Annotated in this window: 16 protein-coding genes; 11 read left to right on the top strand and 5 right to left on the bottom strand. The window is 38.5% G+C overall.

Features of this window, described 5'->3' with window-relative positions; translation table 11 throughout:
• Positions 1-110: 110 nt before the first annotated feature.
• The gene (locus ACFE6N_RS03680) at positions 111-2,102 is read right to left on the bottom strand and encodes a heavy metal translocating P-type ATPase (RefSeq protein ID WP_378933948.1); all 1,992 of its coding nucleotides are present in this window, start codon (positions 2,100-2,102) and stop codon (positions 111-113) included.
• A gap of 360 nt (positions 2,103-2,462) precedes the next feature.
• On the opposite strand from ACFE6N_RS03680, the gene ACFE6N_RS03675 reads away from it, so the two are divergent.
• Together ACFE6N_RS03675 and ACFE6N_RS03670 are read left to right on the top strand one after the other, a co-directional pair.
• Entirely contained in the window at positions 2,463-4,496 is a 2,034-nt protein-coding gene (locus tag ACFE6N_RS03675; RefSeq protein ID WP_378933947.1) for a M13 family metallopeptidase, read from the top strand.
• A 423-nt stretch (positions 4,497-4,919) separates the two neighbouring features.
• Positions 4,920-5,720, top strand: a complete 801-nt coding sequence (locus tag ACFE6N_RS03670; protein WP_378933946.1) for a DUF2625 domain-containing protein — start codon at positions 4,920-4,922, stop codon at positions 5,718-5,720.
• A gap of 63 nt (positions 5,721-5,783) precedes the next feature.
• Here the strand turns inward: ACFE6N_RS03670 and ACFE6N_RS03665 are convergent, their stop codons facing one another.
• Positions 5,784-6,122 (bottom strand): MmcQ/YjbR family DNA-binding protein, encoded by a 339-nt coding sequence (locus tag ACFE6N_RS03665; protein ID WP_378933944.1) that lies wholly within the window; start codon positions 6,120-6,122, stop codon positions 5,784-5,786.
• Between the two features lie 230 nt (positions 6,123-6,352).
• Between ACFE6N_RS03665 and mnmD the strand changes: the two genes are divergently transcribed.
• The 6 genes from mnmD to mazG all read left to right on the top strand — a co-directional run bounded on the left by mnmD (position 6,353) and on the right by mazG (position 11,024).
• Positions 6,353-7,018, top strand: coding sequence for a tRNA (5-methylaminomethyl-2-thiouridine)(34)-methyltransferase MnmD (mnmD, locus tag ACFE6N_RS03660; RefSeq protein WP_378933942.1), 666 nt, complete (start codon positions 6,353-6,355; stop codon positions 7,016-7,018).
• A gap of 281 nt (positions 7,019-7,299) precedes the next feature.
• On the top strand, positions 7,300-8,247 hold the full coding sequence (locus tag ACFE6N_RS03655; RefSeq protein ID WP_378933940.1) for an aldo/keto reductase: 948 nt from the start codon (positions 7,300-7,302) through the stop codon (positions 8,245-8,247).
• A gap of 79 nt (positions 8,248-8,326) precedes the next feature.
• A complete protein-coding gene (locus ACFE6N_RS03650) occupies positions 8,327-9,436 on the top strand; it encodes an AI-2E family transporter (RefSeq protein ID WP_090985343.1) in 1,110 nt (369 codons plus the stop codon).
• A gap of 1 nt (position 9,437) precedes the next feature.
• The gene (locus ACFE6N_RS03645; RefSeq protein ID WP_090985198.1) at positions 9,438-9,734 is read left to right on the top strand and encodes a hypothetical protein; all 297 of its coding nucleotides are present in this window, start codon (positions 9,438-9,440) and stop codon (positions 9,732-9,734) included.
• A 13-nt stretch (positions 9,735-9,747) separates the two neighbouring features.
• Positions 9,748-10,197, top strand: a complete 450-nt coding sequence (locus ACFE6N_RS03640; RefSeq protein WP_378933937.1) for a hypothetical protein — start codon at positions 9,748-9,750, stop codon at positions 10,195-10,197.
• Between the two features lie 20 nt (positions 10,198-10,217).
• Positions 10,218-11,024, top strand: a complete 807-nt coding sequence (mazG, locus tag ACFE6N_RS03635; RefSeq protein ID WP_378933935.1) for a nucleoside triphosphate pyrophosphohydrolase — start codon at positions 10,218-10,220, stop codon at positions 11,022-11,024.
• A 94-nt stretch (positions 11,025-11,118) separates the two neighbouring features.
• On the opposite strand, the gene ACFE6N_RS03630 is transcribed toward mazG, so the two are convergent.
• Positions 11,119-11,502: a YchJ family protein gene (locus ACFE6N_RS03630; RefSeq protein ID WP_378933933.1), complete on the bottom strand. Its 384-nt coding sequence runs from the start codon at positions 11,500-11,502 to the stop codon at positions 11,119-11,121.
• 74 nt (positions 11,503-11,576) lie between these two features.
• Between ACFE6N_RS03630 and truA the strand changes: the two genes are divergently transcribed.
• Positions 11,577-12,383 carry a tRNA pseudouridine(38-40) synthase TruA gene (gene truA / locus ACFE6N_RS03625; RefSeq protein ID WP_378933931.1) on the top strand — a complete coding sequence of 269 codons (807 nt, stop codon included), beginning with the start codon at positions 11,577-11,579 and terminating at the stop codon, positions 12,381-12,383.
• 423 nt (positions 12,384-12,806) lie between these two features.
• Here truA and ACFE6N_RS03620 read toward each other — a convergent pair whose 3' ends face one another.
• Positions 12,807-14,027: an ABC transporter permease gene (locus ACFE6N_RS03620; protein WP_378933929.1), complete on the bottom strand. Its 1,221-nt coding sequence runs from the start codon at positions 14,025-14,027 to the stop codon at positions 12,807-12,809.
• Positions 14,028-14,197: 170 nt separating this feature from the next.
• On the opposite strand from ACFE6N_RS03620, the gene ACFE6N_RS03615 reads away from it, so the two are divergent.
• Together ACFE6N_RS03615 and ACFE6N_RS03610 are read left to right on the top strand one after the other, a co-directional pair.
• Positions 14,198-15,466, top strand: a complete 1,269-nt coding sequence (locus ACFE6N_RS03615; protein WP_378933927.1) for an exo-beta-N-acetylmuramidase NamZ domain-containing protein — start codon at positions 14,198-14,200, stop codon at positions 15,464-15,466.
• A gap of 152 nt (positions 15,467-15,618) precedes the next feature.
• A complete protein-coding gene (locus tag ACFE6N_RS03610; protein ID WP_134204833.1) occupies positions 15,619-15,825 on the top strand; it encodes a hypothetical protein in 207 nt (68 codons plus the stop codon).
• Positions 15,826-15,865: 40 nt separating this feature from the next.
• Here the strand turns inward: ACFE6N_RS03610 and ACFE6N_RS03605 are convergent, their stop codons facing one another.
• Positions 15,866-17,716: an ATP-binding protein gene (locus tag ACFE6N_RS03605; RefSeq protein WP_378933925.1), complete on the bottom strand. Its 1,851-nt coding sequence runs from the start codon at positions 17,714-17,716 to the stop codon at positions 15,866-15,868.
• Positions 17,717-17,745 lie beyond the last annotated feature (29 nt).

Genomic DNA, 17,745 nt, shown 5'->3' with positions numbered 1-17,745 from the left:
CTCAGCACCAACAAGTTTTCATTTGGCAGTTAACAGTTATCATTTAATTAATGAAAAAATGTTTTAATCTAAAGACTGTTAACGATTAACCAATTCAGATACTTAACCCATTAATAAAATTTCATTTTCTGTATCCGAACAGCATTTAAAATGGCCAAAAGTGCCACACCAACATCGGCAAAAACAGCCTCCCACATAGTGGCTATTCCTCCCGCACCTAAAATTAAAACAATTGCTTTAACCGCAAATGCCAATACGATATTTTGGATTACTACCTTTTTGGTTGCTTTACCTATTTTTACCGCGGTTGCGATTTTAGAAGGCTGATCGGTTTGAATCACTACATCTGCTGTTTCAATAGCAGCATCGCTACCCATTGCGCCCATAGCTATACCAATATCGCTGATCGCTAATACAGGTGTATCGTTAATTCCATCGCCAACAAAAGCCACAACCCTGCTTTTGTCGCTTTTAATTTCTTCGAGTTTCGCTACTTTACCTTCGGGCAATAAATCACCAAAATAAGTGTCGATTCCTAAATTTGAGGCTACTTTTTTAACGATTGAGGTTTTATCCCCACTTAACATCACTACTTGTTTTATTCCGTTTTCGTGAAGTTGTTTGATGGCTTCAGCGGCATCTTCTTTTACTTCATCTGCAATTAAAACATAACCAACATATTTCTGATCAATAACAACCACAACAATACTTTCTTCAATTGATGCAATTTCGGGATCAAAATCTATATTAAATTTCTCCAAAAGTTTAACATTACCCGCTAAAACCTCCCTACCATTAACCAAGCCCTTTAAACCCATCCCGGCAATTTCCTCCATGTTTTCGGCGTGATGAATTTCTTTCTGGCCTGCATAGGCTACAATGGCCTTAGCAATTGGATGGGTAGATTTGGCTTCTACAGCCGTCAATAAGTTTAAAAAATCTGTTTCATCTATCTTACTTTCTATTTTCTGAACATTAAAAACACCTTTTGTTAAGGTTCCTGTTTTATCCATGACAACAGTGTTGAGCTTGGTAATTAAATCAAGAAAATTAGAGCCTTTAAAAAGAATGCCATTTGATGATGCCGCACCAATTCCCCCGAAATAACCCAACGGGATTGAAATGACCAAAGCACATGGGCAAGATATAACCAGGAAAACAAGCGAACGATACAACCAGGTTTGGAAGTGATATTCGCTTCCTAAAATTAAAACTGGAAGCGTAACAAGCGCAAGGGCCAAAAAGAAAACAATCGGCGTATATATTTTTGCAAACTTGCGGATAAAAAGTTCTGTTTTAGCTTTACGTGTAGTGGCATTTTGAACCATTTCCAAAATGCGCGATAATGCACTATCGGCAAAGGCTTTGGTAACTTTAACTTCGACTACTTTATCCAAATTAAGCATCCCGGCCAAAATCGGTTCACCCTTATTAATCGTGCGCGGTTTGCTTTCGCCGGTTAAAGCAGCAGTGTTAAAACTGCTTTTATCACTGATCAATTCGCCATCCAACGGCGTTTTTTCACCAGCCCTAATCTGTATCGTTTCACCAATTTCTACTTTTTCGGGATCGACATCTTCATATTTTCCATTTCGGAATACATGCGCCACTTCTGCCCTGACATCAAGCAATGCTTTGATATTTCTTTTTGCGCGGTTTACCGCAGCCATTTGAAACAGTTCGCCAATAGTATAGAAAAGCATCACCGTTACGCCTTCAGGATACTCGCCAATGGCAAAAGCACCAATGGTAGCAATAGACATTAAAGAGAACTCGGTAAAAAAATCTTTGGCCTTAAATGTTTCCCAAACTTCGCGTAAAACCGGAACACCTACAGGTAAATAAGCCACAATGTACCAGTAAGGACGAATGACCTGAAATGCCGGCAAATTAAAAAGGTTATCAAACGCAATTCCAACCAGCAGCATAACCAATGTTACAATAGCTGGCAAATATGTTTTAAAGACTGATGGATCACCCCCATGATCATGGTTATGCCCGTCACCCTCTTCGTGTGCATGATCATCATGATGTGCATGTTTTGATCCGGCATTTTCTTTACTGCTGCAACAGCTATCTTTGTTATCATGTGAGTGGGTCATTATATACTGTATCTAGTGCATTACCTTCTTAATTACTTACTAAACTTTGAAACTTCAAAAAACATGCTAAGTTTAATCAGTATTTCAAATTTATGGAAAATAATAGGTTTTATTCTGAATCATTCTTGATAGCAATATTTTTCACAAGCGCACAATAAATTTTGTTAAAAAATGTTAATAGTGATATAAAGATTTAAAATCATGAAATCTATCAAAATTCCTTTTTCAGCTTCCGACTTGATCAGACGTCTTGGCTTGGCAAAAATTTATTACTGGTTTAACAAGTAATATTCTTAATATATTACACCAGTATCAATTAGTATTTCCTAAATTTCGCATCATTATTAACTTATTAAGCGAATGAAATACCAAAATTTGAAAAGATATTTTGCGGCGCTGGGTATAATCGCTGCTGGCTTTTCTGCAAATGCACAAACGAAAAAATTTATCGACCCTGCTAATATGGATTTATCCGTTAAACCAGGCGACGATTTCTACACCTACGCGAGTGGTACATGGATAAAAAACAATCCGGTTCCTGCTAAAGAAACGCGCTGGGGTTCATTTAACGAACTCCGCGATTTTAATATCAATGCCGTTAAATCTTTAGTGGAAGATGCAGCTGCCGATAAATCTGCTCCTGCAGGTTCGGTTAAGCGTAGAGTTGGCGATTTTTATACAGCCGCCATGGATAGTGCGACCATTGAAAAATTGGGTTATACACCTATTAAAGCCGATTTAGCCAAAATCAAGCAAATCAAAAACATCCAGGGTGTGCTTGATCAGGTGGCCTACATGCGCACCAATGGTTTGGGCGGCGGAATGTTTGGTTTGGGTGTTGGCCAGGACCGCAAGAATGTAAACAAATACATGGTGAATATCAGTCAGGGTGGTACAACACTTCCAGACCGTGATTATTACCTTAAAGACGATGCGCGAAGTGTGAAGATCCGCGATGCTTACAACACCTATATGGTAACTTTGTTTACCTTAACAGGAAGTACCGCTGAAGAAGCCAGACAAAAAGCAGCAACCGTTTATAAAATTGAAAAGCAATTTGCTGAAGCGCAGATGAGCCGTTTGGAAATGCGCGATCCTTATGCCACCTATAACAAGCTTACCGTTGCAGAGCTGAACAAAAAAACGCCTGACATTAACTGGACAACCTATTTACCTAAGTTCAAAATCAAAAATCAAGATACTGTTCTGATTTCATCGCCTAAATTTATGGCAAGCCTGGATGGAATGTTGAAATCAATTCCTGTTGAAGATTGGAAAACCTATTTAGAATGGAATATTTTAAAAGGCTCAGCTTCTAGTTTGAGTTCTCCGTTTGTGAAGGCGAGTTTTGCTTTCACACAGGCTCAAACCGGCCAGAAAGTGCAAACGCCGCGTTGGCAACGCATGTCATCGCTAACAGATGGCACCATTGGCGAATTATTAGGCCAGCTTTATGTAGCTAAATATTTTAAGCCGGAAGCTAAAGAACGCATGAACCAGATGATTGTGAACCTGCGTAAAGCATTCGAAATCCGAATTAAAGGTTTAGAATGGATGAGTCCTGAAACCAAGCAAAAGGCCTTAGCTAAATTAAATGCATTTACACCCAAAGTGGGTTATCCCGAAAAATGGAAAAACTACGATGGTTTAGTGATCAATAAAGATACTTATTTCCAGAATTTACGCAATGCAAGCGTTTGGGGTTATAATGAAATGGTTAACCAGTTAGGTAAACCAGTTGATCGTAAACGCTTTGGCATGACGCCTCCAACGGTTAACGCCTACTACAGCCCTACATTGAACGAAATTGTTTTTCCAGCTGGTATTTTACAGTTCCCTTTCTTTGACCCAAATGCTGACGATGCCGTTAACTATGGTGGTATCGGTGCGGTAATTGGTCACGAAATGAGTCATGGCTTTGATGACAGCGGCAGCCAATATGATGCCGCCGGCAACTTAAAAAACTGGTGGACAGCTGAAGACAAAGCTAAATTTGATGCTAAAACCAAAGCTTTGGGCGAGCAGTTTGATGCCTATACGGTGTTAGATACGGTTCATGTAATCGGTAAGTTAACCATGGGCGAAAACATTGGCGATTTAGGCGGTTTAAATGCTGCTTACACTGCTTTTAAAATGACCAAACAAGGTCAAAGTAATGAAAAAATCGATGGTTTTACACCAGATCAGCGTTTCTTCTTGGCCTGGGCGCAGGTATGGAGGGGTAATATTTTACCTGAAAGTGCAGCCCAGTTAATTAAAACAGATCCGCATTCTCCAGGTCCTTACCGTACTATTGGTGCGCCTGTAAATATGGATGCCTGGTATGAAGCTTTTGATGTTAAACCTGGGGATAAACTATACAAAAAACCTGAAGACAGAATCAGAATGTGGTAGATTTGAGGTTAAAGGCTGAAAGGTAAAGGGTGTAAGGCTTTTTCACCCGATCATTTAGTGGAGGTTGAAAGTCGAATTTATAAGACTCAATCTCCCTCAACTTTAAAATTTCCATTATCATACATTTAAATATTATGAGCGTCCTGATTATTTTCTGGACGCTTTTTTTACAGCCATGGTGTGAAACGTTTCCATCTGACAATTGCAAAAAACACAAATTCAATCTTCCTTGGTTTCATGTCATCACAAACAAAAGCAATTGGCATTGATGATTTTAACTGTGTAGGATGGTAACATCCAACACCACAGTATCCCCGCGAAACAATAACTAATCAACCTCTACCTCAATCAAAAATTAATCCTGCTCGTTTAAACAATTCTTAATTATCATCCTATCTTTGAAAAAACATAATTACCCTATCCATGAAAAGTCCAATTTCCTACCTCTTTATCTTTGCGTTATCCTTATTTTCCCTCTCAGGTTTTGCCCAGGAAAATAACATGATCAGTATTGAAAAATTAATCAACAAAACAGATCCTGCATGGCCACTGGTAAAAAAATGGATTGACTCTGCAAAAAACAAGGTAGAGGTTCTGCCCGTTGATTCTGCAAGAGCGAAGGAGGTTTTATACCACTCACAAATGACAACCTATGCCACACTTGGTTCGGTAATTTACAATACCGGAGGCATTATGGTAGATAACGGCTGGATTAGAATTTTAGGCTCCGGCAGCGAAAGATTAAACAGAAACGTAGCCGATTGGAACAAAGGGAAAACCTTAAAGGAGTATGGCGATAACATTCCCTACCTCTTAATTGCCGATGATGCAGTAGGCGGTTTTTTTGCCATCAACTACGGCGGTTTGGGCAAAGACATTAAAAATGTGTATTATTTTGAACCCAATACTTTAACCTGGCAACCACTTGGAGCTGGTTATGGGGAGTTTCTCGTTTTTTGCTTCGACAGTGATCTTTCCAAATTTTACAAGGGATTACGCTGGAGCAGCTGGAATCAATTCATTTCCAATTTGGATGGAACCAAAACCTATAGCTTCCGTCCTTATTTATGGGAAGAAGGTACAGACATTGATAAATGCACGCGAAAACTGGTTGGTATTGAAGAAATGTACCGTTTTAATATTATGAAGTCGAAAGAACTGAATGCAGATAAAGGCATAAAAAAAGACGAAACAACAAAAGAAGAAACTAAGGGCGAACAATAATTCCCAGTCAATTTACATTATAATCCTGTACCTAATGCACGTGCAAGTTACTTAGCATAAAAATTAAGCGTACTTTGCCTGTGTTTTCTTTGGTAATTTGGCTAACACCATCGCTCTTGAATCGGCCACCCTTCTTTTTAGCTCATTATCGTTCAATACCTCTAAATTCTCGATCTGGATCCATTGCCGCTTTGCCATATGATACGCTTGGGAAATGCCGCCTCTGGCAGCGAGTTCGTCAAATTCATCCGGATTACATTTGATCGAAAAACGGTTACCCTCATCAATAGCGATAATGACATAGATTTTCTCTTCTATCATAAAACACAGATGGTCCCATTTCATACCCTCAGTAGTACCAGGCAAACTCAAACAATATTCTCTGAACGATTCGATATCCATATTTGCTAGGGTTTAGGGTAAGATCAAAGCTAATCACAAAAGATTAAAAGTTAAAGACCAAAGATACAAGTAGCAAGATACAAGTAGCAAGATGAAAGTATAAAGACAGATATGATCTTTAATTAATTCTTGGTCATTGAATTGCTAATTGATCCTGGAAATCCAAAAATCCTATCCATCCTGTTCCTATATTTGCACCATTACCTTCAAAAATCAAATAATCGAAGCCCATGAATATTATAACGCCTACTGCCGACGGATCCAATACACTTTATAACGAAACCATAGGCGAACATTACCACAGTAAACATGGTGCACTGCAGGAAAGCAAACATGTTTTTATTGATGCAGGTTTGAAATTTGCTTCGGCCAACCAAGATGAAATTTCCATTTTAGAGGTTGGTTTCGGCACGGGATTAAATTTTATTTTAAGTTTCGAATATTGTGCAGAAAATAATATAGAACTAAATTATACCAGTATAGAAGCTTTTCCGCTGACTACAACAATGATTGAGCAAACAGGTTATGCAGCATATGTTTCTGAAGAAATATGGACCAGTTTTATTTCCAACTACCCAGAAGCATTAAAAGGCCCTCAAAAACTAACCCCACTTTGCACATTAGAAATTCCGCATACTACATTGGCCGAATACCGCGGCAATAAAAAATTTGACCTGATTTATTACGATGCATTTTCCGTACAGCACCAACCCGAAATGTGGAGTGATGAAATTATTGCACATGCCTGCAGTTTCTTAAAGCCTGGAGGGACTTTTGTTACCTACGCCATTACGGGAAAATTAAAAAGAGCGGTTAAAGCCTGCGGATTTAACATAGAAAAATTGCCTGGCGCCCCCGGAAAAAGAGAGATGCTGAGAGCGGTTAAAGGGATGTAAAAAATGGATGACGGAAAAGTCCGATGTCGGAGGTCCGATGTCCGAAGATAGAATTGTAAAAAAACTCTTTGTGTCTGTGTGCCTTTATGGTTAAACGTCCGAAAATTGGAAGATAAAATTTCAAAAGAAAACTATGAATAAACAGCCATCCACCTTTGTGCCCTCAGCGCTTTCGCTCTGCTTACTTTGCGGTTAAAACCTACGATATCCTGACATAATTAAGACCGCTGTATAAAACCTCAGCCTATATAATTTGTTACCATAACATTAACATTCGTATCATGGAAAAAAGAATTTTAGGCAAAACAGATTTACATATTGCACCAATTGTATTCGGAGGAAATGTTTTCGGCTGGACGATTGATGAAAAGAAATCATTTGAAATATTAGACCAATTTTTAGCAAGTGGCTTCAATTTTATCGACACGGCAGATGTATATTCCCGTTGGGTACCGGGAAATAATGGAGGCGAATCGGAAAAGATTATTGGTAACTGGCTGAAAAAACAAAACAAACGCCACGAAATTATTATCGCAACCAAAGTAGGTTCAGATATGGGACAAGGCAAATCATTGAAGAAAGATTATATCATCAATGAAGTAGAACATTCTTTATCTCGCTTGCAAACCGATTATATCGATCTTTATTTTTCTCATTTTGATGATGAAAGCACACCTGTTGAGGAAACCTTAAATGCCTACGAAACTTTAATCAAGGCAGGCAAAGTCCGCTGGATCGGTGCTTCAAATTTTTCTGCCGATCGACTTAGGGAATCTTTAATTTATGCTACCGAAAATGGCTTGCCTCGCTATGAAGTCTACCAACCAGGGTATAACCTTTATGATAGGGCGGACTTTGAGCAGGAACACGAAAAAATCTGCCTGGATTATGATTTGGGTGTTGTGGTTTATTATTCGCTTGCCAGTGGTTTCTTAACCGGCAAATACCGCAGCGAAAACGATCTGAACAAAAGCCAGCGTGGCGGGGGCGTAAAAAAATTCCTGAATGAACGTGGTTTTAAAATTTTAGCAGCCCTTGATCAGGTTGCAGCGCAACATCAGGTGGAGCCGGCTTCTGTAGCCTTGGCCTGGTTAATCAACCATCCGTCGGTTACTGCCCCAATTGCAAGTGTTACCGATTTAAACCAACTAAAGTCGTTTACTGAAGCTGCTAATTTGAAATTGTCAGTAGAAGAAATTTCTCATTTAGATCAAGCCAGTAGTTATTAAAAATATCTCTTATATTTAAATGCCCGATTAATGAAACAATTATTCGGGCATTTTGTATTAAACAGGATTTTTAATAAATATGAAAGAAAAACTATCTTTTCTACCCAAACTGGCACTGGTTCTCTTCTGTTTAATCAGTTTAACCTACATTGCCATTTTAGGCCACTCTTTGCTGGCTCCTTTGCTTTTTTCTTTTTTAATGGCAATCTTACTATTACCGGTAGGCAATTTTTTAGAGCACCGTTTAAAGTTCAAAAGAAGTTTGTCAACCTTACTGTCGGTGATTCTGATGATTGCTGTTATTGGCGGAATTGTATACTTTTTTGGCAATCAACTCAGCGATTTATGGGCAGATTGGCCTTTACTTAAAGAGAAAGCAAACGTTTCCTATCACGAACTGCAAAAATGGATTTCGCATACTTTCGGCATAAATTCTCAGAAACAGCTCAGTTATTTAAACGATAGCACTGAAAAAGCTTTGGCTACCAGTGCTGCAATTGTAGCTACCACCCTATCAACCTTATCTTCTACCCTATTGTTCTTAGGTTTCACATTACTATTCACCTTCTTTATTTTAAACTACCGCAGGGTATTATTTACGTTCTTAACTTCTGTTTTTAGCGAAGAACATAAAGAAAAAGTCGCAGAAATTGTGAGCCAGATTCAGTACATCATCAAAAAATACATTATAGGTTTGTTCTTGCAAATGCTTATTGTTACGGTATTAATGATTACGGTGCTGAGTTTATTGGGCGTTAAATACGCTGTTCTATTAGGCTTGGTGGCAGGTATTTTCAATGTGGTTCCTTATTTGGGAATATTCTTTGCCTTACTGGTAAGCTGCCTGATCACGTTCGCTACCGCAGGTGCTGGTAAAGTATTGCTGGTTTTAATCGCTTATGTTGGGGTACATGCCATAGATGGAAATGTACTGATGCCATTAGTAGTAGGTTCTAAAGTAAAAATAAATGCTTTATTTGCTTTTATCGGTATCGTTGTTGGCGAAATGATCTGGGGTATCTCAGGCATGTTTTTATGTATTCCATATTTGGCCATCTTAAAAATAATTTTCGATAGAGTAGATGGCTTAAAACCCTGGGGCATATTAATGGGAGAAGAACACAGGCCCGATAAAAAGAAACGGGTTTACCGGATTACAAAAAAGATTAAATTAGAAGAAAAAGATTAAAATGGCCGAAAACAGATCGCCTCATATTTTAAGCACTTCTGCCAATCTTCTGGGTATTTGCTTCATTGTACTCACGTCTTTGAAAAAACTCGCACTCAACGATGGCTCCCTGATTGACGAATTTGCCGTAGCTGCGGTAATGTTTTTTATGACCAGCTGCATCTTATCTTTTATCTCAATGAGACGACAAAAAACAACAAGCCAGCGGCTGGAAAAGGCCGCTGACTTCATCTTCTTATCTGGCCTTTTGGTATTGTTTGTTGCTACAATACTAATTGCATTTAATTTAATAAAATAAATCGGTTAAATTAATGAAACCCCTATTTGTCCTGGTAATCGTTTATATTGCGCTGATGGCTTTTGGCCAACACACCACCTTTGATAAAGGAGATATTTTTGCAGGTAATATGGCAATGGCTGCAATGCTGGTATTTACTGCTGTAGGCCATTTCAAATTTAAAACCAGTATGGCAGCCATGGTTCCACTATTCATTCCCAAAAAAGTGGAACTTGTAATGCTAACAGGAATGCTGGAAATCTTATTTGCAATCGGATTGGCGATACCAGGCACCAGGCATTTTACCGGAATAGCATTGATTATTTTTTACATAGCCATTCTACCTGCAAATATTTATGCAGCCAGACACCGCATCAATTACGAAAATTTATATAAGCCAGGCCCCGGACCAAAATATTTATGGTTCAGAATTCCTTTTCAGTTTTTCTTAATCGCCTGGGTTTGGTACTTTAGCGTTCGATAAATCTATTTCAACCATAAAACATGCCTAACAATCCAATTCCTGCAAGCGCCAATAATCCAGCTGATGCCTTTACACGTTTACTTACCGTTTTAGATACCTTGCGCACGCAATGCCCCTGGGATAAAAAGCAGACCATGGAAACGCTGCGCCATTTAACTATTGAGGAAACTTATGAGTTAAGCGATGCCATTTTAGACGGCGATTTAGACGAAATTAAAAAGGAACTTGGCGATGTGATGATGCACCTCGTTTTTTATGCCAGAATTGCTTCAGAAACCAACGATTTTAACATTACTGATGTTTTAAACGGCGTTTGCGATAAACTGGTAAACCGCCACCCACATATTTATGGCGATGTTGAAGTAGAGAATGAAGAAGATGTTAAACGCAACTGGGAACAGATTAAGCTAAAAGAAGGCAACAAATCGGTATTGGCTGGTGTGCCCTCTTCACTGCCCGCATTGGTTAAAGCTGCCCGTATTCAGGAAAAAGCACGTGGAGTAGGCTTTGATTGGGAAGATAAAAACCAGGTATGGGAGAAAGTAGAGGAGGAATTGCAGGAGTTTAAAACTGAATTTAATGTAGCAGACAATACGGCAATCGATATCGAAAAAGCTGAGTCAGAATTTGGCGATGTATTGTTCTCATTAATCAATTATGCCCGTTTTATCAATATCAATCCGGAGAATGCATTAGAAAAAACCAATAAAAAATTTATCAAACGTTTCCAATACCTTGAAAATAAAGCAAAGGAAAACGGAAAGGCCTTAGCCGATATGACACTTTCGGAAATGGATGTATATTGGAACGAAGCGAAGAAAATATAGCCAAAAGGAGTGAATTCGCAAAATTTATATCAAATTTGCGATTATGATTCAGGAGCAATGGCTGATTACGCCCGATAACCTGAATGAATTTTTATCATGAGTAAAAATCCCCGTCAACATAATACCATTTACCATCTTCTAACCTGAAGTTAGATTTTTCATGCAACACTTCGGTCTGAAATTTCTTGTTCAGATAGTAGGCCTTAAACTCTACCACATCAAAAGCGGAAAAAACAATCTCGAGCTTTAGCCATTTGGTATTTTTCGCGCTGCTTAAATAATCACTTTTAGAATGATTTCTTCTTTTACTGCGATGCGTAGTTTCATAAAGATAATCTGCATCAGCGACTACAAAGGCCGAATATCTTGAACGCATCAGCGCTTCGGCAGTTGGCGCTGTTTTCATTTTTAAGTGATAAGGCTGGCAACATTGCTGAAAAGTTATTCCACTTCCACAAGGACAGTTTATTGAATCCATGATTAAAATTTACAACACAAAAATATCATTTAATATTCCTGCTGCTAAAATTTCCGTAAAATTGCAGCAGAATAATGAGGTATTTCTTTCATATTGCCTATCAAGGCCAGCACTACAATGGGTGGCAAAAACAACCTGGTATAAAAAGCGTTCAGGAAGTTATAGAACAAACCCTGTCGAAGATTTTAAAATCGCCAATTGCCATTAACGGTTGCGGCCGTACTGATGCACACGTGCATGCCAGTCAGTTTTTCTTCCATGCTGATATCGAAAAAGAGATCAATTCCAATCTGCTTTACATTTTGAATAAAGCTTTACCTTCCAATATCGCCGTGTTCGACATTATTAAAATGGAAGGCAAGCCGCATGCCCGGTTTGATGCTGTACAGCGTAAATATGACTATTTCGTCCATACCTACAAAGATCCTTTTTTAACTAACCAAAGTTCTTTTTATCTATTAAACGATTTAGATTTTGATAAAATGAAAGCTGTGGTAAAATTATTACCTCAATATAAAGACTACAGGGCTTTTTGTACGCATCCGGATAAATATGAACATACCATCTGCAACGTAATGGAAGCCGATTTATTTGTAAACCCAAAGGGCGACAGATTAAGGTTTCATATTGCCAGCAACCGCTTTTTGGGTAAAATGATCCGCTTGATTATGGGCAAAATCCTGATGGTAGGCAAAGGACAGCTCAGTTTTGAAGAGTTTGAAAGCGAACTCATTACCCTTAAACCTTCCAAAATATCATTACCTGCCCATCCTACCGGTCTATATCTTTCCAAAGTTACTTATCCCTATCTAAACCTCGAACCACGGACCGAATTTATCCACGGTACACAGGGTACAGAATGGATTTCGATTGGAGTGTAGCGTTTTTATTATCAACTCCGTTTAAGGGGTATGAATGTCCAAATCTGTATTGTCCTTTTCATCCTCATTCTATCTTTAGGCTCCAAAAAAACACCAATGTAAATGTTTATGGAGTGGAGTATAGATGATCACCATGTTTGCACCTGAGATCAGCCGGTTGCATTATGGGATGGAAATTCATTATTACACCAGATGCAGATGCCAATTTACAAACCATTGAAAGGAACACATACCTTCAAATATGACCTTGGCGATTTGAGGATATCAGTGTATGGACAGCAGATTTTGACTGGAATATGATTTGAGACAGGGGTTCTTCATTCAGAAATGGAATATTGTACAAGCCATAAAGGTGTGAGTAAGCAAGGCATAGTTTAGGTTGCTTGGGCATCGGGAAATGATCTGTCCGGTGTCCCAAGTTTTTTATTTAAACCGGATTGCCTTAAGTGGCGAAACCTTACTCACCAGCAACGAAGGAATAATCAAAACGGCTAAACAAACCACTACCGTAACGATATTAAGCAACAGCACATCAATAAAATGAAACTCTATGGGTGCATAAGCTAAAAAGTATGAGGCCTGGTTAAGCTTAAAAATGTGCGTAGACTGCTGTAAAAACCCAAGACCTAAGCCCAGAATATTTCCTAGTAACAATCCTATACCGATTAAATAAGCTGCATTGTAAAGGAAAATTTTCATAATGCTCCAGTTGCTTGCCCCGAACGACTTTAACATACCGATCATATTGGTCTTTTCCAGAATCATAATCAACAAGGCTGTAATCATATTAATTACACCTACTATGAGCATCAGGATCAATAATACCTTGGTATTTACATCAAGAAGGCCTAACCAGGTAAAAATATTAGGAAAATTTTCTTCAATGGAATACGAGCGTAAACTACGCGGCAGACTTTCATAAATACGATCGGAAATGGGTTTAAGTCTGCCGAAATCCTTAATCCTGATTTCTACGCCACCAATTTCATTAGCTTTCCAGTTATTCAGGCGTTTAATGATATTCAGATTGCCCAGTACAAAGCCCTTATCAATATCTTCAACGCCAATATCGTATATACCTACGATTTTAAATTTACGCGGGCGTAACTGGTTTTGAACAAAGTACATGATAAAATCATCGCCTGTTTTAAGTTTTAACCGGTTAGCTGTGTATTTCGAAATCAGTAGCTCCTGCATGGCCGCCGTACTATCAGAAAAATCGATAATGGTGCCGCTGATAATATGCTGTTTAATGTAATCCCATTTATAGCTTTTATCTATCCCCTTAAAGTTTATGCCCTCAATTTCATTATTGGCCGATAGAATACCAGGTTTTGTAGCAAAAGGGTAATAATATTCAATATCAGGATTATTTTTGAGCATCTTTTCCGTTTCCCGATCTAAAATAAAGGGAGAATGCTCAAAGGAATTATTCAGATCGTAGCGGGTAATTTGTATATCGCCTAAATATCCCCTCACTTTATCCTGAATTTCAGTTTTAAAACCCTTGATAATGGCTATTGAAAGAATCATAACAGCCAGGCTCAACATCACGCCTGCTATTGCAATACGTACAATGAGTTTTGAAAAGGTACGTTCAGATTTAATGGCTATCCGCCCTGCTATGAAATATTCGAAATTCAATTTAATCGGTTTGTATTAACAAAAATGCTCAATTCCTTTTTAAAAATGGCATTTTCGAAAATAAATAACCAACTTTAAATATCAATCGTTAACTTTTAAAAAGAAAACGCCAATAGCATAATTAAAATATGCTGTAAATTGTTTTATTATAATATCCAGAAGACACTAAAATGAAAAAATACATCAGCTTTACGTTAACCAGTTTAATTGCTTTATCTGCATGTGGGCAGCCCAAACCGCAGGAGCAAGAGGTTTTAGGCAAGAATAGCCCGGAAAACAAAAAACTGATGATTAAGACGGCAAAGTTACCAACAGCCATTAAAACCGGTGCAGAGCAAACCGAAAAATATCTGCCGTTGTTAAAGGGCAAACGTGTTGGCATGGTGGTTAATCCGACCTCTATTATTGGTACGCAAACATCAGTTGATAGCCTTTTGAAAAGAGGAGTAAAAATCCAAAAGATATTTGGTCCTGAGCACGGTTTTAGAGGCAATGCCAGCGCTGGTGTGAGTGTTAATGATGATATTGACACTAAAACAGGAATAAAAGCCGTCTCCCTTTACGGCAAACATAGTACGCCTACAGCTGAAGATTTAGCTGATATTGATATTATGGTTTTCGATATTCAGGATGTAGGTGTTCGTTTTTACACCTATATAAACACTTTGCAGCATGTGATGGAAGCCTGTGCCGCAAACCATAAACCTTTACTGATTTTAGACCGACCAAATCCAAACGGTTATTTAATCGACGGACCGATTTTAGATCCTAAATTTAAATCGGGCATTGGCATACAACCCATACCTATCGCGCATGGTTTAACAGTTGGAGAATATGCACAGATGTTAAATGGCGAAGGCTGGTTGAAAGATAAGGTGAAATGCAAAATTACCATTATCAAAAATGCCAATTACGATCATAACATGGAATATACTTTACCGGTTAAGCCCTCTCCTAACTTAAACACACAGCAAGCTATTTTACTTTATCCATCTACCTGTTTATTTGAGGGAACTTACCTAAATCATGGCCGTGGAACCATGTTTCCTTTTACTATTGTTGGGGCGCCTTACCTAAAAGGTAAATTCGATTTCAGTTTTACCCCAAAAAGCATAAAGGGGATGGCAGAAACGCCATTATTTCAAGATCAGGTTTGTTATGGCTTAGATTTAAGAACTTACGATACAGCCGAACTGCGCAAAACCAAACAGATTAATTTATCATGGTTAATTTCATTGTATCAGGCATCGCCCAAAAAAGATGATTTCTTTAATACCAAACTGAGTAAAGAAATGGGTGTCATTGAAAGATTGGTGGGTGTAGCTGATTTCAGGCAGCAGATAATTGACGGTAAAAGTGAAGCAGAGATCAGAGCCAGCTGGGAACCAGGCTTAAGTGCGTACAAAACCATGCGTAAGAAATACTTGCTTTATAATTAATGTGAGAATGATTGAATGAGCGCGTGAGAGAATGAAAAAATAATAAATTTTAGAAGATTTTAAACTTAACGTATTCTGATTTGTTATGATTTAAAGGGATAAAGATTTTCTTTATTCAATCATTCAAAATTCATTCATTCAATCATTATAACATGAGCGGTCCAAAAGTTAAAAGCGATAAACCAGGAAGCAATTACGAGAAAGAGGTACCTAAAGGAAGGGAGCCTGTTGACCATAAAACCGTCAGACACGAAAACGATAGCACCCCCAATAAGCCGGTTCGCACCAATAATCCCGCTAAACAGCGCGAAAACGAAGAGCAACCGGTACAGCCGATCAAGAAAGCACCTAAAGCATAAATTATCGTTCAGACTGCATCTGATGGTATGAGCTGAACGATTATTTTATTTTTAAAGCAAAGAAAAAAGTGGCACCCTCTCCAGCAGTGCTTTCTACCCAAATCCTTCCGCCTTCACTTTTTATAATTTCAGCTGAGATGTAAAGACCTAAACCCAAACCCGGGTAGGTATGTTGCAAGTTACCATCTACACGGTAAAACTGGTCGAAAACCAGGTGTTGCAAATCCTCTGAAATACCAATACCATAATCCCTGACGCTTAAAATCACGTCACCGTCTTGGCTATAGGTAGCAACATCTATTTCATCGGCATCGGTAGAGTATTTAATTGCATTAGATAAAAAATTGGTAATAACCTGCCCAATGCGTTCTTTATCAGCGAAAACGATGGCATTACTTTCCAGGTTACAAATGATCTTATGTTTTGAACTGATGTGCTGCATTTCATCTACAATATCTTCAACAACAGCATCAAAATCAAATTCAATTGGGTTGAAAGTCATTTTCCCTGATTGAATTTTGGTTACATCAAGTAAATCGCCAATCAGGCCCGTTAACCGATTTAACTGCTGGTCCATTTTACGTACCATTGTCGCCTTTTTTTCGTCTCCCTCACTCCTGATCATGCGTTCAAGCACCTGGGCATACGCTTTGATACTGGTTACGGGTGTTTTTAACTCATGACTGGCGATCCCTAAAAATTCATCTTTTTGCTGTTGCAGCTGCACTAGCTTTGTCACATCCGTTGCAGCGTGGATAATGGCATACACTTGCCCGTTAGCATCTTTTATCGGTTTATAGGTAAAGCTGAACCAGCGCTTTTGTTCTTTACCATCAATAATCACCAGGAATTCTTCCTGATCAGCATGGTAACTTATTCCTGTTTGATATACTTTTTTCAAAGTTTCAACTGATGGCTGTAAGTTTAATTCAGGTATGGCTTCAGCAACGGTTTTACCGATTACGCTTTTATCCTTTCCCCAAAACCGGAGCATTTCATCGTTCGCCAGGCTGATTACCATGTTTTCTGTTTCATAGTAGGCCGTGGCCATCGGTATATCATACATAAAGTTGCGAAAGCGTTCTTCGCTTTTAGCAGCCTCCATTTTTGATACAACCTGTAAGGTAATTTCGTTAGCGACTACCATAATGCCGGTAACCTCTCCATCCTGACCAAATATTGGATCGTAAACAAAGTTGAAATAAAAATCATCTTCAACCCCGTTATGCTCCAATCGGGCTTTCGTTTCGTAGCCATAATGAGCAACACCGCTGTTGTAAACCTGTTGTAACAATTCTGGAAAAGGCTGGTTGGCAATTTCAGGCAATCCATCTAAAAGTTTTAAACCGATTACAGCTTTACTTTTCCTCCATATCTTTAGCAGATCATCATTGGCATCTTCTATAATCAGGTCTCTGCCTTTTAAAATTCCAATAGCCACAGGCGCATCGTAAATCATCTGCCTTAACAGGGCTTCACTCTGCTCTACTTTAAACTTTGCATTTACTAATTCGGTCACATCTGTAGCATTATTTAAAATGCCCCATACATTACCATCTGAATCAAGCAGCGGTTTATAAGTAAAATCGAAATAAAAAGTTTGGAGTACATTATCATTTAATAGCACGGCCTTGTCTTCTTTGGCTTCATAAGGCATGCCGGTGCTTCTTACCTGTTTAAGAATATCAAGAAAGGGTTGATCTTTCAACTCCGGCAGCGCCAGAGCCAATTCTTGACCTATTACAGATGCGTCTCTTCCCCAGGCTTTAAGCATAGCCTTGTTGGCTACCTCTATAATCATATTTTCTCCGGTATAAAGCGCGATGGGCATTGGAGACTCCTCTATAAGCGTATTAAAAATATTGGCTTTATCGGCGAGATTAGTTTGCATAATTGGGATAAAAGACAAATATAGTTGCT

Source organism: Pedobacter sp. BG31 (assembly GCF_042464845.1).
Lineage (GTDB): Bacteria > Bacteroidota > Bacteroidia > Sphingobacteriales > Sphingobacteriaceae > Pedobacter > Pedobacter suwonensis.
Note: the sequence above shows the minus strand (reverse complement) of the source record. Positions and strands in the feature narration are given on the sequence as shown.